Source organism: Streptosporangium sp. OZ121, from assembly GCF_051918885.1.
Classification (GTDB): Bacteria; Actinomycetota; Actinomycetes; order Streptosporangiales; family Streptosporangiaceae; genus Streptosporangium.
The window spans coordinates 1-19954 of record NZ_JBPXMC010000040.1 but is presented as its reverse complement, the minus strand read 5'-3'; the positions used below and the strand labels follow the sequence as shown (position 1 = coordinate 19954).

The following is a 19954-nucleotide window of genomic DNA, read 5'->3' as shown; positions in this document are numbered from 1 at the left end:
TGGCATGACGAGGCCATGACATCGGTGCGTGTGAGGCTCGACCTCAAACGACGAGGAAGGGCGATCCGATGGAGGAAGTACTGGAGACCGGGTTCGAGCGGACGACACCGGTGGGCGACTCGGTCGCGCGCCGGTTCCTGCTGAATCATGTCGACTACATGGAGGCGGTGGCCACCGGCGTGGGTGGCAGGTCGTCGCGTACGGCCGACTTCGCGGCGACGGACGTGGGAACACCGGCGTGCATCTACAACTCTGCGACGCTTCTCCGCCCCCTGGAAGCGGACGCCGACCGGGTGCTGTCAGAGATAGAGGCCTTCTACAAAGGCGGTTCGGGAACGGTCTTCCTGTGGAGCTGCTGGCCCACCCCCGACCTCCGCGGCCGGGGGTGGCACCTGCAGGGACATCCGACGTTCATGGTCCGCGCGGGAGGGCTGCCGTTGCCGGACGTCGCGCCGGTCGAGACGGTACGGGTCGACGACCTCGAGAGACTGGCCGTGTGGGAGCGGCTGATCGCGGAAGGCTACCCCTTCCCCGACACGGCCGAGCGGCTGCCGGGGGCGTACATGAGCGAGACGTTCCTGCGAGACCCGCGAACGAGGATGTGGCTGGTGTACGACGAGGGTGTGGCGGCGACCGCGGCTTCGTCGTTCACCGCGCACGGGTTCGTGCAGTTCTCGTTCGGGGTGACGCGTCCGCAGGCACGCCGGCGCGGCCACTGGGCGGCGCTGGTGCGCGAACGGCTCGCGTTGGCCGGAGGCCTGCCGTCGGGTGGGATCTTCAGTGACGACAGCAGGCCGGGCGCCGAGCGCTACGGCTTCCTGCCGATGTTCCGCTTCACGCTCTGGTCCATGGACCGGCCTCAGGAGGGAGCGTAGTCCCGCGGCCTCCCGTCCCCGGTGGGCGCGCCTGCCAGGTGGCCACTTCCCGCCCGGTCCGGCACGACCCTTGAAAGGTGTCTGGCAGCACGGCGAAAGGGGCGGGAACGACAGTGGGGCGAGAAACCGGTGAGCGGCCCACTGCCGGAGGAAGGGCCGGCGGGCCGCTCGGCGGCCGGCGCGGTGACGTGGCCGGCCGGCGAGAGCGAGGGAGAGCTGTGGTGGAGACGGGCCGGTCCGATGGTGACGAGGCGCTGGCGCGACGGTTGTCCGAATGGCTGCTGGGGGGCGCCCAGCTGATGACGGTGGAGATCGGGGACCGGCTGGGTCTGTACGAGGCGATCCAGCAGGCCGGGACGGTCAACGCGGCGGAGTTGAGCCGGTGCGCGGGGATCGCCCGGCCATATGCGCGGCAGTGGCTGGAACAGCAGGCGGCGTCGGGGCTGCTGGGGGTCGCACCGGAGACAGGCGATGGCGACACGCGGAGATTCTTCCTTCCGCCGGAGTACGCGCCGCTGCTGGTGGAGGGCGGCGGGCGGCGAAGTCTCGCCGGTTGTGCCTCGGTGCTGGCCGAGTGCGGAACGGCGCTGCCGGCGGTGGTGGAGACCTTCAGGACAGGAGAAGAGGGCGAACGGAGGCGGCACGACAGTAGGTTGCGACTGGCTCTGGGAGCACTGGACCGGCCGGCGTTCGAGAGGCACATGACGACGTGGATCGAGGCGATGCCGCCGGTCGCGGACAGGCTGCGCGCTGGCGGAGAGGTGCTGGACGTGGGATGCGGGCCGGGCTGGTCGTCCATCGCCGTCGCCCTGGCCTTCCCCGCGGCACGGGTGATCGGGGTCGACGGTGACGAGGAGGCGGTACGGCGGGCGCGCGAGCACGCCGTCGTCGAAGGAGTGGCCGATCGGGTGAGTTTCTCCGTCGCGGGGGAGAGTTCCGAGGTGAGGCCGACATCGGAGAACGGCTTCGACCTGGTGTGCGTGTTCCGGACACTGGGCGACAGCGCCGACCCCGCGGCGTTCCTGCGAGAATTGCGGGAAAGCCTCGCGCCGGAGGGCGCGCTGCTGCTGGTCGAGGACGAGCCGGACGAGACCTTCGTCGTCCAGCCGGGCGGATCGGAACGTCTGAGACACGCGCTGAGCGTGCTGGGCCTCCTGCCCGCGCCCATGGCCAGGCCGTCCTCGGCGGGGCAGGGGGGAGCGATCGGGACGTCACGCGCGTCCGCCGTCGACGTGCTGGCGGCCCGGGCCGGTTTCGGCGCCGTGACGCGACTGCCGATCGAGCACCGCGGCTGGTGCTTCCACCACATGCGCGTCCACGCTTGACCGTCCACGGCCGTGGTGTTTCGCGGGCACTCCCTCGCGAGGGAGCACAGCCGGGAAACCTTATACGGTCACCCGGGCACCGCGCTCTCAGTGACTCCGCGCGGCGGGCGAACCGGCGGAAAGAACCGCTTGCGTCTGCGTGACCCGCGCGACCAGGCGGCTCCCGTCGTCGAGGACGTCCGTTTCGACGACGATGAAGCTGCTTCCGACGTGCAGTGGCCGTGAGACCGCCGTCGCGTGCCCGTCCCTGACGCCGCGCAGGAAGTTCGTCTTGGACTCGACGGTCGTCGTGCCCGTCGCTCCCTGGGGAAGGTTCAGGAACGCGCAGGCCGCCCCCGAGGCGTCGGCCAGGCCCATGATGACGCCGCCGTGCATGACGCCTCCGATCGTGCAGCGCGAGCCCGACCACGCCAGCCGGGCCCTGACCTCTTCTTTCCCGGCACGAGTCACCTCCACCTCGATCTCCTTGGTGTACGGCATGAGCTCGTGGAACATCCTGGTCGCATCCGGATCGACGATCTCGTCACGCATGTGTTCTCGAATCCTTTCGTGGAGGGAGCCGGCGGCTCGTGGAGGGGTCCGGCCGCCGGCGCCGCCAGCGGTAGTACGCGTCTTGTGGCCGTTCCGGTTCCCGGCCGGTTTCGAAACGGGGAGGTTCGCGCGGGCGCACCGCTGTGAGAGCGCGCCGACAGCGCGGTGACAGGCGCAGAGCCGACAGTCGGTGAGACACGCGGTCCGAATCGTGAGGCGCCGGCCTCAGCCACGTACGGGAGTGATGACAATGAAGTTCGCGCGCCATCGGTGTCGCCTGGCTCTGGTGGGCCTGCTCGCCCTGACAGTCGCGGCCTGTTCCGGCGAAGGACCCACGCCGCCCAAGAAAGAGGTTCTCGTCCCTCTCCGGCCCGCCGCCTCGTCGACGGCGCCACCGGTGGTGATGGTCGGTGCCGCCGACTCGGCGAAGGGGCCGGTCGCCGTCGACGCGCAGGGCCGTGTTCTCTACACCTTCGACAAGGACGGGAAGGGCGGATCCAAGCGGCGGGCGCCGTCCTGTGTCGGCGCGTGCGCCACGACATGGCCGCCGTTGCTGTCGGATTCGGGGATGCCCGTCGCCCTGCCGGGCATCGACCCCACCAAGCTCGGGATCGTCATCCGTAAGGACGGCGGCAAGCAGGTCACTCTGGACGGCCGCCCGTTGTACCGCCACTCCGGCGACACCGCGCCCGGTCAGACCACCGGGGACGGCAAGGACGGCTGGCACGTCGCCAGTCCCAAGCCCGGCGGCTGAGGGCGGGGGTGGTGCCCGGCCGCGTCGCCGCCCTCGCCAAAGGGGCGACGCGGCCGGTCACGGGAGGAGAGCCGAGGAAACGGCGGACTGCCCCCGGCCGGTCCTCTTGCGGACGACGAACACCGCGCCGGTCGCCAGCACGACGGCGGCGGTGACGAGCCAGATCGTCCGATGCCCAAGAGGCTCGGCGGCCAGCAGCAGGACCGACCCGGCGATCCCGCCTGCCTGCGCCGCGAAGGACTCGACCGAGGTGAAGGTGACCCGCTGGTCCGATGTGGCGCGATGGTGCAGCAGCAGCGTGCTCAGCACCATGATGACCGCCGTCGACCACTGCGCCGCCAGGAAGAGCGCCGCGAAGGCCGCCAGGTGGACGACGAAACCCATGACCGCGAGGAACGACGCGGTCACAGCGGCGAGCAGGACGATGCCCCGCGCGCCCTGGAACCTCGCGCCCTTGGGGGCCGACAGCGCTCCAAGGGCACGAGCCGTGAACGCGACGGCCAGGACGAGGCCGTAGACGAGCGCGGTGGAGCGGGCGTCACCCGTCAGCGTGGCGATGTGGGAGGGCCAGACGACCTCCAGCACGGTGACGGCCCAGCCCAGCCCGAAGGCCAGGATCATGAGCCGGACGAGCGTCGCGTCGGAGAGACTGCCCTTGAGGGCGGCGGACAGCGTGGAGGTCAGCGGCGCCCGTGTGCCTTTGCCCCCCCGCGTGGTCATGAGCGGCACGGCCGCCAGGGTGAAGACCAGGGCGAAGGCGAGACTCACCCAGACCGACATGACGAGGTGGCCGGAGACCATCGGGACGAGCCCGCCCGCGAGGGCTCCCACGGCGAGCGAGAGCGCCTGCACGACCTGGGCGGTGGCGACCGCCGGCTCGAAGTCGGCCTCGGGGTCGAGTTCCCGCAGGGAGTCGACGTACCAGGAGTCGAGGATTCCCGAGCCCAGCGCGCGTCCGACCGCGGTGAGCACGAACGCCGCGACGAGAGGCCACAGGTCGTGCGCGAGCGCGAGCGCCAGGCAGGCGCTCGCCGACACCGCCGCCGAGACGAGAAGGATCCGGCGCCTGCCGTACACGTCGGCCACGCTTCCCGAGGGGATCTCCAACGCGAGGGCCACCGCGGAGAAGACCGCGAACAGCAGCCCGATCTCGCCGAGCGTATGCCCCCGTTCCTGGACCAGCAGCACCAGGACGGGGAAGAACACCGCGCCCGGCACGGTCTGCAGGGCGGTCAGCGCCAGGAACCGGCGACGCAGGCCTGACACGGTCATGGAAGATCACTCTCCAGCAGGTGCCGACGGGCGGACCGCAGGACCGGGTGGTCCGCGGGTACGAGGGGTTCCAGGGTGGCCACGACCCTGCGGTAGGCGGCCACGGCTTCCTCTCGCCGGCCGACCACCAGATACAGGTGGGCGAGATTGCCCAGGGTGCGCATCGTCTGGGGATGAGCGGTCCCGGCGAGCTGCAGCTGGAGCTCCAGTGCTTCGCGGTACAGCCCCTCCGACGTGACCCAGTCACCCCGGCGCTCCGCCACGGCCGCCAGATTGGCCAGGTTGACGGCCACTTCGTGGTGGGCTCGGCCGTATGCCCGCTCGAACACCTCGACGGCCCGGTGGAAGCACGCCTGGGCCTCGTTGAGCTTGCCCTGGGCTTCGAGCAGCGCGCCGAGGTTCGCCAGGTCCGCGGCCACGTGCACGTGCGAGGCGCCGTGCAGGGCGGTCCGCAACTCCACCGCGCGGCGCGCGTGGTGCTCCCCCTCGGAGGGCCGTCCCATGCCGTGGGCCAGGCCACCGAGGTTGTGCAGCAGGGTCGCCATCTCGTGGCCGCCGGGAGCCGTCCATTCCAGGATCAGCCCGGCCCGGGTGTACATCTCCCGCGCCTCGCGGAACCGTCCGAGGTGCTTGTAGAGGACTCCGAGATCGTTGGCGCAGACGGCGGCCTCCATGGAGCCGGCGCCGAGTGTCCTGGCGACGTGTTCACCGGCGGTGAGGAGCAACTCCTCCGACGCGCCGTAGTCCGCTTTCGCCAGCAGCACCTCCGCGAGATCACGCCGCGCCGCGAAACGCAGCCGTTCGACGGGAACGCTGTCCGGCAGGTGCTCCTCGCAGAGCTCTCGCACGATCGCGCGCAGGGCGCTCTCCGCCTTCTCGAAGGCGCCGCCGTCGCACAGTTCCCGGGCCGCCGTGATCCGGTAGGGGACGGCGGACAGCAGGCAGCGCACCTCGTCACCGATCACCACGCAACTCCCTTCAGCACAGGGCGCCGTCGCACCGGCCGGCGCCCCTCCGGACACGGGTGCGGGCGGACCGGGGTCAGGCTCCGGCTCGCCCGCACTCCCGGCTGGGAAGACGACGCCCGCCGGTTCAGAACCGGCGGGAGACGAGGACGCCGATCAACAGGTTGGGAACGGTCAGCGGGTGATCTCGCTGTGGTTCACCGACAGGCGCCTGCCGCCCACTTCCTGAAGCAGGTTGTAGGCGCGCTCCGCCTCGAAGTCGGCGAGGTCGGCCAGCGTCTCGATGTCACGAGCTTCCATGTCGTTGCCTCTTCTCTTCACCGTGGTCTCCTTCGAGACCCTCTGGAGAAGAATCGACCGGGCTGTTGTCGGCGACCTGTCAGCCGCCTCCCGTTTCCGCCGGGGCCCGAGCCGCGATCAGGAGGTGTAGGAGCGGGCCTGAAGGTTGTAGAGGTCGGCGTAGAGGCCGCCCATCGCGATGAGCTCGGCGTGCGCGCCCTCTTCGGTGATCTCACCGCGGTCGAGCACGTAGACGCGGTCGGCGTGGCGGACGGTGGCCAGGCGGTGCGTGATGAGCAGGACCGTACGGCCGTCGGCGTGCCGGCGGACGCGTTCGAACAGGCCGTGCTCGGCCCGGGCGTCCAGGGCGGCGGTCGGCTCGTCGCAGATCAGCAGGGGAGCGTCGCGGTGGAAGCCGCGTGCCACCGAGAGCCGCTGCCACTGGCCTCCCGACAACTCGTGGCCGTCCTTGAACCTGCGGTCCAGCAGCGTGTCATAGCCGTGCGGCAGTTCGGCGGCCACCTCGTCCGCTCCGGCCACCCGGGCGGCGGCCAGGAGCGCCGCGTCACCGCGTGGCTCGCCCATCGTGATGTTCTCCCGCAGGGTCAGCGGCCATCGGCTGTGCTCCTGGGCGATCACCGCGATCCGCTCGCGTATCTCATCACCGTCGATCTCGGCCAGATCGGTGTCGTCCCAGCGGACCGTGCCCGTCCGCGGCGCGTACAGCCCGGAAAGGATCTTGGCCAGGGTGGTCTTGCCGGACCCGTTCTCACCGACCAGGGCGACGATCTCGCCGCGGTTCAGGTGGATCGACACCCCGCGCAGGGCCGGTTTCGGGGACCCGGGGTAGGTGAAGGTGACGTTCTCCACGGTGATGCGGTCGAATCCGGACGGCCCGCCGCGCGGCCGCTCCCGCGGCAGGCGGGTCTCGGCGTCGGCGCAGAAGGAGAGGAAGTCGGCGAAGTAGAGGCCCTCCTCGTACAGGCGGTTGGCGGCGAAGACGAGGCCGTTGATCGAGCTCTGGCCCGACCTGATCGCCATGACCGCCGTCCCGGCGATCGCGAGGGGCACCACGCCGAACCCCAGCAGCAGCCCGAGCGCGGTGTAGACGGCCAGCGTGCCCAGACCGCCGAGGGCCTCCCCGACGAGCCGTGCCACGGTCTGCCTGCGTGCCAGCCGCAGCAGCACCTCCTGCTCGGCCCGGGCCAGCCTGTCGTACATCCGCAGCAGGAAACCGCGCATGGTGAACGACCGCACCTCGGCCGCGGTGCTCCGGTCGGCCGCCAGCTCGGTCAGCATCCATTTGCGGCGGCGGGCCGGGATGAGGGCGCGGTCGGTGGCGTAGGCCATGCGGGCGGCACGGACGGCGGCCCAGGCGTCCGGTACCACGGCCAGGACCAGCAGCGGCAGCAACACCGGGTGCAGAACGCCCAGCACACCGGCCGCCGCGACCAGCCCGATCGCCGCCGTGGCCGTGTCGATGGCCGCGTCCACCACCGTGCCGGCCACCGCCATACCCCGCATCCGCGCCCGCTGCAGGGAGTCATGGAAGTCCGGGTCGTCGAACGACACCAGTTCCACCTGGCTGGTCAACCCGTAGAGCCGCTCCTCGGCGACCCTGCCGACCTGCGGCCCGAGCCGGGACTGGGCCCACCCGGCCCCCGCTTCCAGCGCGGTGCGCAACCCGGCGGCCACGGCCACGGCGACCAGGCTCGGCAGCGCGGCCCGGACCCGCTCAGGAGTGGGCCCCTCGCTGAGCAGCGCCTCCAGCACGCCGGTGGTCGCCAGCAGGCCGAACGCGGTGAGCAGCCCGCCCAGCACGCTCAGCGTGATGGTCGCGACCACGTCGCGGGGGCCGGCGCGCCAGGCCATGCCGATCGCGCCCCGGATCAGCGCGGGCAACTTGCGGGCGACCGCGAAGAAGCCGATGCCCTCCAGCTCCTCCGACAGTGTCAGCCAGCCGGGGGTGTTCAGCTCGCCCAGCACCGGCCCGGCGTCGTCTGCCGCCGTCGATGGCGTCATTCCCTATCCCCCCGAATCGTTCGGCCCGGTACGCGACGCCCTTCAGTACGGACCGGCACGGGCATCGGATCCACGAATCGGTCCCCGCCAATGGCGGTCGAAGAAAGCTCGAAGCACGGGGAACCACCCGCGAAATCTGTCCGTAATGTTTCCTGAAGTCGCTGGTAGACGCATTAAATAAAGGCGAATTGGATTGAATCGGGCGTGCTGGAGAAGCGTGCCGCATTCCCCTCGCCGTGCGCTGAATTCCATTCCACCCCCCTTTAGGCGTTCGAAAGGAAGGCCGCAGTGATCGAGCATGGAACGCCGGGCGCCGGTGGCCTTTCCGGTGACGCGAGGCCGTCGGCGCTGCGGGAGGCGGTGGCTCCCCTGCTCGGCGATCGGGCGGACGCCTTCGTCGCGGGAGGCCTGTCGGCGCTCGCCGGTGCCGGCGGGGGACGCTCATGGGTGCAGGTGGGGCTGCGTCCCCTTCCCGGACGGCTGCCCGAGCTCTACGCGGGTCTCGACACGCTCGCCTCGGCGCTCTGCGAGGACGAGGCGGTGCGAGGGTTCTTCTTCATGCACAAGTCTCCCGGCCTGCGCGTGCGTTTCGAGGCCTCGCCCGGCCGGACGGAGTGGTTGCGAGGCGAGATCGACGCGGGCCTGGCGACCATGCGGCACCTCCTCGAAAAGGTCGAGCCCGGCGTCTACGAACCCGAACAGCACCTGTTCGGAGGGCCGCGTTCCATGCCGTACGTGCACCGCCTGTTCACCGTGGACGCGCGGGCGTGGCTCGCCTTCCACCTGTTGCGGACGTCCACCCCGGCCTGGGCGTTCTCCCTGGCGACGCTGCGGCACCTGCTCGCGGGGCTGGGCGTCGCCGGCTGGGAGGACCTCGACGTGTGGGACCGGATCGCCCGCGGAACGGCACGGACGTTGCCGCCGGGCATGGACGCGGAGAAGGTGGCGAGCGCGGGCGCGGCCATCCGCGCGCTGTGGAGCGACCCTTCCCGCCTGCACGACGCCCTGTCCGAACCGGCCGCCGCCCTGGTCCGGGACCGGGGACCGCGGATCGCCGACGCGGCCCGCGCGTGGAGCGAGGGCTACTTCGCCGAGCGCGGCGCCACGATCGGACCGCGTGAGGGTGCCGCGTTCTTCACGATCTTCCACTGGAACCGGGGCGGCCTGCCCGGCGGTGTCCAGGCACTGGTGACCACGGCCCTGGCCGACCGTTCGGAGCGGCCATGACTCCGCGGGACGAGGCCTCGGTGGCTCCGCGGGACGCCTCGGTGGCTCCGCGGGGCGAAACGCCGGGAGCTTGGCCGGACGCCGCCTCGGGGGCACTGCTGCGGCTGGCCGCCATACCGTTGCGAGCCTGGCTGGCCGGCGGCTCGCCGGAACTGTTCGCCGGCCTGCGCGAGGCCGACGAGGCCGCGGCGGCGTACCGGGCGTCGGCCCGGGCCACCGCCGCGGACATCGGGGCGCTGCTGGTGCCCCACCCGGCCCTGGACGCCTCCGCCCGCGCGGGCGCGCTGCGGGTGCGGCGCGCCCTGCACAACGGAGGCGTGCCGGCGGAACGCGACGCCGTCGCGGCGGCACGGGACGCCGCGCGGCTGCTGCCCGGCGGCGGGCTCTCGGCGGCGATCCTCGGCCTGCTGGACGCCGGCACCCGATCGCGTGACGCGCGAGAGGAACTGGCCCGGACGGCCGAGGCCGAGCAGGAGCGGCTGCTGTCCGAACCGTGGCGCCTGCTCCACGACCTCCCGTCCGCCCGCAACGCGCTCCTGAGCGGCGACCTCGCCGTCTACGACGACATCGTCGCCCGCGTCGCGGCCAAAGAGCCCTGGACCACCAAGCGCATGCGGCAGCGCAGCGCCTACCTGTGGCGGATGCTCACCCGGGGCGGCACGCGCGCCACGCCGCGAGGCTGGCTGGCTCACGTGGCGTGGCTGCCCGTCGGCGACGGTGGCTGGGCGGGCGACCGGACACTGGAGGTGGACGCCGACGCCGCCGCCGACCACGCCGAGAACCTGGACCGGGCCAGGTCCGCGCGGGACGCGGCCGAGACCGTCGACGACGACGCCCTGATCTCCCTGGCCCCGTTGCTGCGTCTCGACCCAGGCCAGCTGGTGCTGTGGGTCTTCGACGGGGATCGGCGTGCCCGCCTGAACGAGGTGAGACTGCGGCGCACCGGAGCCCTGGACGCCGTGTTGGCCGCGCTGGACGGCGGCCCTCGGCGGGCCGGCCAGGTGCTGGACGACCTGGCCGGGCAGGACGAGGCCCGCAGGCGCGCGCTGGCGGGCCTGCTGGCTCATCTGGTCCGGCAGTCCGCTCTCCAGGTCGGTACGCCGGTCCGGCGCCGCCTCGGCGAGTGGAGGCCCGTCACGCGGGCGGACGAGAGGCGCGGCGACCCCGACGGCTTCGTGGACGTCTACCGGCGGGCGCCGGCCGGGATCGCCGGGTCGCACGCGCGCGAGCTGGACCGCCTGGCGCGGCTCGCCCTGCGCCTGTCCGCCCTCATCGACCAGGACGCCGCCGGCGAGGAGCACTGGACGCCCTCCGGCGTGGGCCGGGAGCCTCGGCCGTTGCTGGAGGTCGCCGATCTCCTGAGCCGCGACCGTGACGACCGGCCTGAGCCGGCGTGCCGGCACGTCTGGCCGGTGCCCCGGCACGCGGACTCCGGTTACGCCCGCCTCCTCGCCGCGCTCACCCGCCGGATGGGCGGCGGCGGCCGCCTCGACGTGGACGAGAGGCTTCTGGACGAGGTGGGCGCTCCGCGGGTACGGCTCGACTGGCCGATCGACTGCCTGATGCGCCCGCTGCGGCGGTCGTCGGGTGCCGTGGCGGTGCTCGACGAGATCGCACCGGCAGGCGTGCTGGACGCCCGGTTCGTACCCGCGCTGACCTCCCTGCACGGCGCGTTGCCGCAGGCCGACGCCTACCGAGGTTTCCTCGCCGGGCAGGAGAAGGCGGGCGGCGCCTCCTTCGTGGAGCTCCTCGTGCCGCCGCTGCACCCACAGGCGGCCAACGCGGTCCTGCGCCCCTCCTACACCACGTTGTGGACGGGAGACCCGGACCGTTCCGGCTACCTGCCGCACGGCCAGGCCGGCTACCTGCCGCTGTCGCGGATCACCCTGCGGGCCGAGGAGGGGGAGGTGGTCGCGGAGGCGCGTGGGGAGCGGATCTGGCCCGTCACGCACACCGCCCGCGTCGCCCCGCCGTTCTGGAGCACGGTCGCCGCCCTTCTCGCGCTGGCCTCGCCGCAGCCGGACCGCGACCGTTGGAGGGTGCCGCAGTTCTCCCTGCCGGCCTGGCCGGAGCGGGACTTCGTCCCCCGGATCACGGTCGGGAACGAGCTGGTCGTCACCCCCGCCCAGTGGCGGCTCGTCCCGGCCGATCTCTGGCGGCCCGCCGACCGGCTCATCGACAAGCTCGCCGCGCTGGAAAGGCTCCAGCGCTCGCGCGAGATGCCCCGCCTGGTCGGCGTCTGCGCCGACCTCCACGATCCGCCCCTCGCGGTCGACCTGCACAGCCTGCACGGGCTGGGAGTGCTGGAGCGGCTCGTCCAGCGAGGGGGAACCGACATCGTGTTCCGGGAGCTGCTGGCCGAACCGGCCGCGCTGCCCGTGCACGACAGCGCGGTGAGGGGAGACGGTCCGAGTGTCGCCGAGCTGCTGCTCCGGCTGAGCGCCGACCGCCCGGCCCCACACCCTCACGCCCGGCCCGCCGGGCGTGCCCAGACCTCGTGGCGGCCTCGTCACGAGCCCCTGCGGGGGAACGCCCCATGAAAGGAGCACCGATGAACACCGGTTCTCAGGTAGTGCTTGGCGACGTCGACACCCTCATCGCCGAGCTGGAGGCCGAGTACACGCTCGTCCGCGATCTCGATGAGACCACGTCGGCCAACAAGGGCACCGACATCTGTCGGACCTGGGGAGGCGACGACTTCACGAGGTACTGCTGCGTGACCAAGTAGTCCCAGCAGGACAGGTAGTTCACCACGGTGGGGGTGGACGGCGACGCCCGTCGTCGTCCACCCCCACCGCCCGCTCCAGGAAGGCCCTCCGTTGACCACCCTCGCCCGCAGGATCGAGGACCTGGCCGAGCGCGTCGTGCTCGGCCCCCCGGACCGGACGTCCGTGATCGGGCCGCGCCCGGCCCCCGACTGGGGGGTGCCCCTGCTGGCCCGGCTTCTACCGGAGGAGCGCGTCCGCGCCCCCGAGGTGAGGCGCGCCGTGCTGGAATGGGCGGCCGGGCACAGCCGCAGTCCCGGACACCCTGGTCTGCTCAACGGCGGTATGACGGGCCGGGCCGTCGGCCTTTCGCACGCCGCGGCGATCGAGCCCCGCCTCGCCCGCCTCGCCGCGCTGGTGCTCGAACGGGTCACCGGCCATTACCGGCGGGTGCCACCCGCCGGGACGGGCATCACCAGCGCCGACTACGACCTGATAGCGGGCCCGGCCGGGACCGTCCTCGCCATGACCGCTTCGCGCGACCACCGCACCGAGGACCTGACCTTCCTCACCGAATACCTTTCCGGCCTCTGCGACGCCGACGAGCTGCCCCGGTTGCGGCTCGGCGGCGACGGGGGAGTGGCCACGGCCCGCTGGAACATCGGCCGGATCAACCTCGGACTGGGGCACGGCGTTCCCGGGGTGCTGGCCTGCCTCGTCACGGCGCTGCCGCTCCTGGGCGGCGCGGAAAGGGGCGAGGCCGAGCGGGCGATCCGCCACGTCGCGGACCTCCTCGTGAGACACAGCCGCCAAGACTCCCACCGGGTCGTCGGCTGGCCGTTCGCCACCGCGCCCCTCGACGGTCCGGCGGGCGGGGCACGGGCTCTCCCGACCGCGGCCGAGGAGCGCCGCCAGGCCTGGTGCTACGGAACCCCCGGCATCGCGTGGCACCTCGCCGAGGCGGGCCTCGCGCTCAGGGATCCGGCCCTGCGGGAGTTCGGCGTCGCGGCGATGGCGTCGTTCGCCGGCGCCTGGGACGACGAACGATACCTCGGCTTCAGCAGGACACCCGGAGACCGGCTGGCCTTCTGCCACGGGGCGGCGGGCCTGCTCGCCGTCGCCGACGCCTTCGCCCTGCACACCGGCTTGCGGGCCGCCCGAGACCTCGCCGAGCACCTCGACGCGTTCCTGCGGCAGCGCCTCGACGAGATCGAGGAACTCGCCGGCACCGATCTGACCTTCCTCAACGGCGCCACCGGGATGCTGGCCGTCCTGCTGTCGCGAGCCCCCGGGCGGCGCGCCTGGCTGGGAGCGGTGGGCCTGCGATAGCGGCCTCGGGCCGCAGGGCCGCCGTGCCCTCCTGGCGGGTCAGGCGGGGGAGGGCACGGCGCCGGGATCAGGCGTCGAGGGTCACCGCCAGGGAGGCCATCCCACGCAGCATGTAGCCGCCGGGGACGTAGTCCGGCTGGAAGTCGGGGACCAGCCTCATCCGGGGGAAGCGGGAGGTCAGCGTCTCCACGGCCACCCGCAGTTCCATCCGCGCCAGCGGCGCGCCCGCGCAGAAGTGGACGCCGTAGCCGAACGCGTGGTGCCGGGTACGGTCGCGGCGCCGGACGTCGAAGGTGTCGGCGTCCTCGACGAGTTCCGGGTCACGGCCGGGAGCGCCGTTCATCACGTGGACACGCGCACCGGCCGGGATGGTCACGCCGCCGACGACGACGTCGCGGGTGGCGTGCCGGGTGGTGCCCTGGGCCCCGGAGTCGTGCCGCAGGCCCTCCTCGACGGCGGCGGGCACGAGGTCGCGGTCACCGGCGAGCAGCGTCCACTGCTCGCCGTCGAGCAGCAGCCGGTAGAGGAGGTTGCTCAGAGTGTGCATGACGGTCTCGTGGCCGGCCGCCAGCAGGAACCGCAGCGCCGCGATCGCCTCCTCCCGCGTGCACGAACCCGCCGCCCGGGCTACGGCGAGGTCATGCGCCAGGGTGGGCCGCCGTCCATCGTGGGACGTGCCGGCCGCGTCCAGCAGGTCACCCAGGTAGTCGTCGTACCGGACCAGTGCGCGCGCGCATCCGAGCTGGCCGCTGTCGTCCAGCGGGACGACGAGCAGCGCCATCCACTGGTTGTGCCACTCCTTGATCATCTGCTGGTCTTCGACCGGAATGCCGATGATGTCGCAGACCACGCGCATGGGCAGCGGATAGGCGAGCCGGCGGATCAGGTCCGCGTGAGTGTCGCCGGCGAACTCGTCGGCCAGCGACTCGACGAGCTTTCGCACGTCGGGTTCCAGCTCGCGCATACGACGCGGTGTGAACTGCTCGGCCACGACCGACCGCAGCCGCTCGTGGTCGGGCGGGTCGACGGCGAGCAGCGCCGGAGTGAAGTACGCCGATCTCTCCAGCTCGGCCCGGCAGCCGCCGGAGAGTTCGAAGTCGCTGTCGAAGTTGCGCCGCGTCGAGAAGGACTCGCTGTCCTTGAGGATGTCGAGGACCTCCGGTGTCCCGGTGGCCACCCACAGGTCCAGCGACGGAACGTAGATCACGGGGGCCTCTTTCCTGGCCCATCGGTAGTTGTCGAAGATGTCCCGCATGAAGCCGGGCCGTGCCGAGCTGAACAGCTCGGCACGGCCTTCGGGGTGATGAGACGAGGTCAAGGTGGCCATGCCTTCCGGGTGGTGATCCGAGGTGCGGGGAGCGGAGCCCCGGCGGACCGGCCCCTGATCCGGTCCGCCGGGGCACGTGTTCGGCCGGACGCCTAGTCGCCGAGCGTCTCCTCGAGGAACTCGAGAGTGGCCTTCCACGCCTTGTGGTTGGCGCGGTGGGTGCCCTCCGGGGTGCCGCCGATGCCGATGTAGGTGTTGTAAGGCGCGGGCTGCAGGTAGTGGTCGTAGGAGGTGGGCAGGTTGGGCACCAGGACGACGTGCCCGGCGTTCCGGTAGTTGAGGTGGGTGAAGCGGTGCTCGAAGTCCTCGCTGTCCTCCAGCCGGTTCATCGCGATCTTCGCCAGCTTGTTCGCCGGCCAGAGCTTGTCGTCCTTGCCGGTGATCATGAGAATGCCGCCGTTGGTGTTCTCGACGGGGATCTCGGCCTCTTCCTTGTTGGGCGCGGCGTCGTAGGCGTCGCGGAACCAGGCGGACATGTCGATGATGTTGGTGGTCCCGCCGTTGTCCTCGATCAGGTCGACCAGCGCCTGACGGGAATCGTTGGAGTCGATGTGCGGGATCGGCCGGCCGCCGAGGGTCCACGCGGGGAAGTCGTCGAGCAGGCTCGTCTCGTCGCCGTGCCAGGAGACCCCGCGCCGTTGGCGTCGGCGGTGAAATCGGCCTGCGACGACCACGGCCTGGCGAGATCGTCGTCCATCCGGGCGGTGATGGTCACGGTCTCCGAGGGAGCCAGCCCGGTCAGCCGGATGTTGAATCTCTCGTCCGCCAGGGCACTGGACGGCATGTGAAGCGTGGGACCGTCGAACGCCCGCGCGGGTGCCGTCCACGCCACGGACGCCGCCAGGCAGGCGACGACCAGCCCGCCACGCGTGAACAGATGCCTGGGTCTCATGCGGAGCCTCCTCGACGTTCGGTTCAGCGAACGGTACGGAAGATCACCCGCGATCGGTTCGGCCGGGCCCGTTACCGGGTGCTCTCCGGGCGCAGGGAGACGAGGACGCCCACACCCGTCGAGGCCAGCAGGAGCAGGACGCCGAAGTATGCCAGGGCCGTTTCGTACGAGGGAAGGTCGGCCAGAGTGCGCAGTCCCGCCAGCAGCGCGCCGCAGGGCAGCGCGATCAGCGCCAGGACGGGCAGGCGAGCCTCGTCCCGCCGGTTCCGCAGCGTGGCCCACCCCAGCAGCACCGCCAGAAGGGCCACCCAGGAGCCGGCGAACCGTCCGCCCAGCGGGGGTAGCGGAAACGGCGCCGCCGCCGCGAGCAGCCGAGGATCCGCCCACAGCGCGACGGCCAGCGCGCCGAGCGCCGCGACGAGGAGCAGAAGGAGCACGCGCACCCACGGGACCAGGGGGCCGGTCGGCTCTCGCGTCGTCCCGCCCGTCCGGTCGGTCACGGCGAGGACGACGGTGACGACGGAGAACAGGGCGAAGAGGAAGATCCACGCGATGGCCTGGAGCCGTCCGAGGTCGAACTGCCCGATGTGGAGGAGCGTGATCGTCAGTACGGAGACCGAGAGCACGGCCGCACCGGCGACGAGGGCGCGCGTCTGATGCGCGGGCCGGTCCAGGGCGGCCGCGTAGACGGCGGCGGACGCCAGATAGGCGCCGCCGGCGAAGGCCGCCAGGGGCACGGGCTTCAACCCCCAGGAGAAGAAGTCGCCCGCGGCCGCCGGGACGGCGACCAACGCGGCACCGACGAGGCCGGCGGCGACGACCAGGACGAAGAACGCCGCCCGGCGGACGAAGTCGCTGAACGGCCCATCCGCGGCCAGCAGCACCCACAGGCTCGCGACGAAGATCCACGCGGCGTGGAGGGCGAAGACCACCAGCACGGCCCACCACGCCCAGGTCTCCTGGACGAGCAGCGCCAGCGGCGACAGGGTGAGCAGGGCCCCGATCGCCGTGCCGCACCACGCGACCGGAGCCGGGAGCACCCGGGATCCGCGCGCGGCGAGCGAGGCGCACAGCAGGAACAGGCCGGTCGGCGCGCCCGCCAGCTGACGTGCCGACAGCTGGGCGCGGTACAGCGCGCGAACGACGTCGTCGGGCAGTCCGGCACCGTACCCGGCCGCCAGGGGAACGGTCGCCGCCAGCGCCACCAGCGCCAGCAGCACCCCGCCCACCGCCCCCGCCAGGCCCGCTGCCGTCCACGGTCGCGTGGACGGCTCGCGGGAACGGCACAGGCGCAGGAAGGCCACCGCGAAGACGCAGTACGCCACCAGGGCGAGCGCCCCGGCGAGATGGGTGACGGCCACCACCGCGCGATCGTCGAAGGCGACCAGGACGCGGTCCGCCGGATCGTCGAGCCGGGGCGCCTGGAGGACGTTCATGTTCTCCACGCCGGATCCCACGACATAGCCAACGCCGGCCAGGCCGGCGACGCGTCCCGGCCGGCCCGGCACGCGCGCCTCGGACCGCGTCCCGCTCCGCGCCATGGCGACCTCCCAAGTTCAGGCGAGCATTCATCAGACGCCGGAGCCGTCGCAAGCACGGCCTTGCCGGGAGAGGGGTTCCAGGACGACGAACCGTTCGCGCCGCTCACCGCGTACCGATGAACACAATCGACGCTATTCAAGCGAAGCTATTCAAGGCGGGAGAACATGACGAGGTCCGGCCCCATTGTCACATTGCTGACGGGCACAGCCACCATCGCCCTTCTAGCCGGTCTCAGCGTGACGACGTCGCCCGCGCTCCAGACCGCGGCGGACGGCGCGGTCGTCGCGCCCGCGGAGGACCCGGCGGGAGTCCAGGGCACTCCCGCGGCCCAAGGGGATCCGCAGCCGAGCCCCACCCCCAGCGCCGCGCCCGCGGCCGGAGTCGTGCGCGCCGACTACGCGGGACGGGTGCGGGGCAACGGAGGCCTCATCGCGATCTCGATCCGCAAGGGCAAGGCGATCGCCTACTTCTGCGACGGCAGGACCGAGGCCTGGTTCCAGGGCAAGGCCGGCGAGGAACTGTCGCTGGAGGGTTTCGGGGGTGCCACGGTGAAGGCCAGGCTCGGCGGCGGCAAGGCGGCGGGCGAACTGGCCATCGGCGGCAAGCGGTGGGACTTCACCGCGCCGACGGTGAAGAAGCCGTCCGGGCTCTACCGGGCGACCGCCCTGATCCGGGGCGCGAAGCTCCAGGCCGGTTGGATCTACCTGCCCGACGGCACCAGGGTCGGCGCCGCCACTCTGGACGGCAACCTGTTCCCCGCGGAGATCCCCGAGCCGGGACAGAAAACGGTGATCTACGGCGCGGAGGTAGTGCCTCAGGACGTCGACGAATTCATTGGAGCGTACTGACATGGACGGCACGCAGACCATCGCCCGGCGGAGTCTCCTTCCGCTACTGGTCCCCATCGCGGTGGGCGCTCTCGTCGCGGTCGCCCTGGGCGTCTACGGGGAGCTGCACAAGCCGACCGGTTACGCCGTCAGCCTCGCGGGTTTCTCCGGACCCCTGGCGATGAAGGTCTGGCTCACCACGGGGGCGTTCGTGCTGGCCCTGGTCCAGGCCTTCTCCGCGCTGGTGATGTGGGGCCGGATCAAGCTGAACGTGCCGTGGATAGGCGCCCTGCACCGCTGGTCGGGCCGGATCGCGTTCCTGCTCACGCTCCCGGTGGCCTTCCACTGCCTGTACGCCCTGGGAGCGCAGTACGACACGGCCCGGGTGATGATCCACTCGATCCTCGGGTGCTTCTTCTACGGCTTCTTCACCACCAAGATGCTGGCCCTGCCCCGCCGGGGGACTCCGGGCTGGACGCTGCCCGTCCTGGGAGGCCTGGCCTTCACCGCGCTGGTCGGCCTCTGGCTGACCTCCTCCCTGTGGTTCTTCACCACGCTCGGGGTGAAATTCTGATCGACGTGATCGCCATGGACGTTTAAGGCGACCGGCACCTCCACGCGTGCCGATCTCGACGAGTGAACCTCCGCCATCGCGAACGCCCAGCTCTCTCGAGCTGGGCGTTCGCGCGTTCACCGAGGCCATGTGTTGTGCTTGGGTTCAAGTGTTCGTCTGGGCCACGTGGGAGGGCGTGACGATCCCGGCCCGCTCCGGCTCACGTGGAATGCCTCCTCGGATAGGGGCCGTGGCGTCGAGAAAACCCGTCCGCCATCGAACGATCTCTGTCAGCGGGCCGTGCCGGCTGGGGAATCTCCCACGAGCACGGCTGAGGAATTTCGCGGAGCCGCGTCGACCGCGCGGATGCGACCTTGAAAGGCCGTCGTCGTTCGCCCGGGATCGATCGCGATCAGGGAGCGGACCAGGTACGGGTACGGCCACCGCGTGGTGATCCGGTTCGTCCAAGGACCGGATCACTACGCGGTGGAGCCCCTCCGGTCGCGGTTCACGCTCGAACCGTTTCCACCGGAGGGGCTCCACGTGCGTTGTCAGGCGAGGGACGGCCGGATGACGACGGCTCCGTGTTTCCGGATTCTCACTTGAGGCCTGTCCTCACCACGCCTGCTCGAGAAGATCTCGCCGACGTATCGAACTGTCTTTTCTTCTGAGTTATTTCTTGAATTCATAGAGGAGGCGGAATGATATCCCCGGCCCTTTGCCGTCGACGCTGCCTATGCCGACTCCCTGGTCGTTGATCTTGTACATCGTGCCCGTCGCGGGGTCGTAGATATGGCTGTCTCCCCACGTGTTAATCGATAGCGACTGTCCCGGTCCCACTCTGTTCAGAACGTGCTGTTCCGCTTGCTTTCTTGACATGCCCTGGAACTCGCCTGCCATCTTGCGTCCATCACGCCCGTGGACCTCTTGGAAGTTGGCCACACGCTTCGCACGGTCAGCTGCGATCGTCTTGCGGGTGACGCGCTCGTCGTGGGTCAGCTCCACCGCGTTGGGGTTGGCCCGCCCGCCTTCCGGCCTTATCACCCTTTTGACCGGCCCCTTGCCCCCGGTCTGAGTGTCCTTTGAGATTTCACTGCTACTACTGTCCTTGGTGGATACGTTCCTGAGGACGGGGCCGTTGTTGGGGGTGCGGACTCCTGGTTTGGGCTGGCGGATGCCGCTGCCGCCTCCGACGGCGAGAGGCGTCTTCGCCCCGAAGTTGGGTCGCTTGCCGAATCTGACGGATGGGACGCCGTGCCTCTGCTCGTCGAAGTCGTTGACCCAGTCCAGGGCACGCGGGGTGTCAGGGATGCCGTCGTGATCGGTATCGACGTCCTCCGACATGAAGGTGTCGTATGCACTGATCAGGTTCGACCAGCCATCGGCGTACCAGGTGGCGAGGTCGTACGTCCAATCGGATCCCCCTGCGCCGGGGGCTTCGCCTGTGATGTGGATGGTTTCGCCGGGTTGGGTGGGGATGTCGTCGAGGCCGTTGGGGTCGATGCGGTTGATGGGGTCGTTGCCGGTGA

Annotated in this window: 18 protein-coding genes and 1 pseudogene; 9 read left to right on the top strand and 10 right to left on the bottom strand. The window is 71.4% G+C overall.

Annotated features, from left to right (window positions below):
* Positions 1 to 68: 68 nt before the first annotated feature.
* Entirely contained in the window at positions 69 to 875 is an 807-nt protein-coding gene (locus ACTOQ1_RS39200) for a hypothetical protein (RefSeq protein ID WP_440073256.1), read from the top strand.
* A 221-nt stretch (positions 876 to 1096) separates the two neighbouring features.
* On the top strand, positions 1097 to 2200 hold the full coding sequence (locus ACTOQ1_RS39195; protein ID WP_440073254.1) for a class I SAM-dependent methyltransferase: 1104 nt from the start codon (positions 1097 to 1099) through the stop codon (positions 2198 to 2200).
* 87 nt (positions 2201 to 2287) lie between these two features.
* Here ACTOQ1_RS39195 and ACTOQ1_RS39190 read toward each other — a convergent pair whose 3' ends face one another.
* Entirely contained in the window at positions 2288 to 2731 is a 444-nt protein-coding gene (locus ACTOQ1_RS39190) for a PaaI family thioesterase (protein ID WP_440073252.1), read from the bottom strand.
* A 250-nt stretch (positions 2732 to 2981) separates the two neighbouring features.
* On the opposite strand from ACTOQ1_RS39190, the gene ACTOQ1_RS39185 reads away from it, so the two are divergent.
* Positions 2982 to 3485 (top strand): COG4315 family predicted lipoprotein, encoded by a 504-nt coding sequence (locus ACTOQ1_RS39185; RefSeq protein WP_440073250.1) that lies wholly within the window; start codon positions 2982 to 2984, stop codon positions 3483 to 3485.
* A gap of 57 nt (positions 3486 to 3542) precedes the next feature.
* Here the strand turns inward: ACTOQ1_RS39185 and ACTOQ1_RS39180 are convergent, their stop codons facing one another.
* The 4 genes from ACTOQ1_RS39180 to ACTOQ1_RS39165 form a co-directional block, all read right to left on the bottom strand.
* Positions 3543 to 4757: an MFS transporter gene (locus ACTOQ1_RS39180; protein WP_440073249.1), complete on the bottom strand. Its 1215-nt coding sequence runs from the start codon at positions 4755 to 4757 to the stop codon at positions 3543 to 3545.
* Positions 4754 to 5722, bottom strand: coding sequence for a tetratricopeptide repeat protein (locus ACTOQ1_RS39175; protein ID WP_440073247.1), 969 nt, complete (start codon positions 5720 to 5722; stop codon positions 4754 to 4756). The genes ACTOQ1_RS39180 and ACTOQ1_RS39175 overlap by 4 nt, the downstream gene beginning before the upstream one ends.
* A gap of 174 nt (positions 5723 to 5896) precedes the next feature.
* Positions 5897 to 6043, bottom strand: a complete 147-nt coding sequence (locus tag ACTOQ1_RS39170) for a hypothetical protein (protein WP_440073246.1) — start codon at positions 6041 to 6043, stop codon at positions 5897 to 5899.
* Between the two features lie 96 nt (positions 6044 to 6139).
* Positions 6140 to 8023 (bottom strand): ABC transporter ATP-binding protein, encoded by a 1884-nt coding sequence (locus ACTOQ1_RS39165; protein WP_440073244.1) that lies wholly within the window; start codon positions 8021 to 8023, stop codon positions 6140 to 6142.
* Positions 8024 to 8311: 288 nt separating this feature from the next.
* On the opposite strand from ACTOQ1_RS39165, the gene ACTOQ1_RS39160 reads away from it, so the two are divergent.
* The 4 genes from ACTOQ1_RS39160 to ACTOQ1_RS39145 all read left to right on the top strand — a co-directional run bounded on the left by ACTOQ1_RS39160 (position 8312) and on the right by ACTOQ1_RS39145 (position 13284).
* A complete protein-coding gene (locus tag ACTOQ1_RS39160) occupies positions 8312 to 9250 on the top strand; it encodes a thiopeptide-type bacteriocin biosynthesis protein (protein ID WP_440073242.1) in 939 nt (312 codons plus the stop codon).
* Complete coding sequence (locus tag ACTOQ1_RS39155) at positions 9247 to 11790, top strand: lantibiotic dehydratase (RefSeq protein WP_440073240.1); 2544 nt, start codon at positions 9247 to 9249, stop codon at positions 11788 to 11790. Before ACTOQ1_RS39160 ends, ACTOQ1_RS39155 begins: the two co-directional genes overlap by 4 nt.
* 11 nt (positions 11791 to 11801) lie before the next feature.
* A complete protein-coding gene (locus ACTOQ1_RS39150; RefSeq protein ID WP_440073239.1) occupies positions 11802 to 11978 on the top strand; it encodes a hypothetical protein in 177 nt (58 codons plus the stop codon).
* Between the two features lie 91 nt (positions 11979 to 12069).
* The gene (locus ACTOQ1_RS39145; RefSeq protein ID WP_440073237.1) at positions 12070 to 13284 is read left to right on the top strand and encodes a lanthionine synthetase LanC family protein; all 1215 of its coding nucleotides are present in this window, start codon (positions 12070 to 12072) and stop codon (positions 13282 to 13284) included.
* Between the two features lie 67 nt (positions 13285 to 13351).
* Here the strand turns inward: ACTOQ1_RS39145 and ACTOQ1_RS39140 are convergent, their stop codons facing one another.
* The 4 genes and pseudogenes from ACTOQ1_RS39140 to ACTOQ1_RS39125 all read right to left on the bottom strand — a co-directional run bounded on the left by ACTOQ1_RS39140 (position 13352) and on the right by ACTOQ1_RS39125 (position 16948).
* Complete coding sequence (locus tag ACTOQ1_RS39140) at positions 13352 to 14611, bottom strand: cytochrome P450 (protein WP_440073235.1); 1260 nt, start codon at positions 14609 to 14611, stop codon at positions 13352 to 13354.
* Positions 14612 to 14703: 92 nt separating this feature from the next.
* The gene (locus ACTOQ1_RS39135; RefSeq protein ID WP_440073233.1) at positions 14704 to 15285 is read right to left on the bottom strand and encodes an acyl-CoA thioester hydrolase/BAAT C-terminal domain-containing protein; all 582 of its coding nucleotides are present in this window, start codon (positions 15283 to 15285) and stop codon (positions 14704 to 14706) included.
* A gap of 20 nt (positions 15286 to 15305) precedes the next feature.
* Positions 15306 to 15395 (bottom strand): annotated as a pseudogene (locus ACTOQ1_RS39130) (hypothetical protein); the annotation flags it as partial.
* Positions 15396 to 15574: 179 nt separating this feature from the next.
* Entirely contained in the window at positions 15575 to 16948 is a 1374-nt protein-coding gene (locus ACTOQ1_RS39125) for a hypothetical protein (protein WP_440073232.1), read from the bottom strand.
* A 333-nt stretch (positions 16949 to 17281) separates the two neighbouring features.
* Here ACTOQ1_RS39125 and ACTOQ1_RS39120 point away from each other — a divergent pair, with 333 nt between their 5' ends.
* Both ACTOQ1_RS39120 and ACTOQ1_RS39115 read left to right on the top strand, forming a co-directional pair.
* Positions 17282 to 17893: a hypothetical protein gene (locus ACTOQ1_RS39120; RefSeq protein WP_440073230.1), complete on the top strand. Its 612-nt coding sequence runs from the start codon at positions 17282 to 17284 to the stop codon at positions 17891 to 17893.
* 1 nt (position 17894) lies between these two features.
* Positions 17895 to 18446, top strand: a complete 552-nt coding sequence (locus ACTOQ1_RS39115; RefSeq protein ID WP_440073229.1) for a DUF6529 family protein — start codon at positions 17895 to 17897, stop codon at positions 18444 to 18446.
* Positions 18447 to 19097: 651 nt separating this feature from the next.
* Here the strand turns inward: ACTOQ1_RS39115 and ACTOQ1_RS39110 are convergent.
* A partial coding sequence (locus tag ACTOQ1_RS39110; protein WP_440073228.1) for a hypothetical protein occupies positions 19098 to 19954 on the bottom strand: 857 nt, incomplete at its 5' end.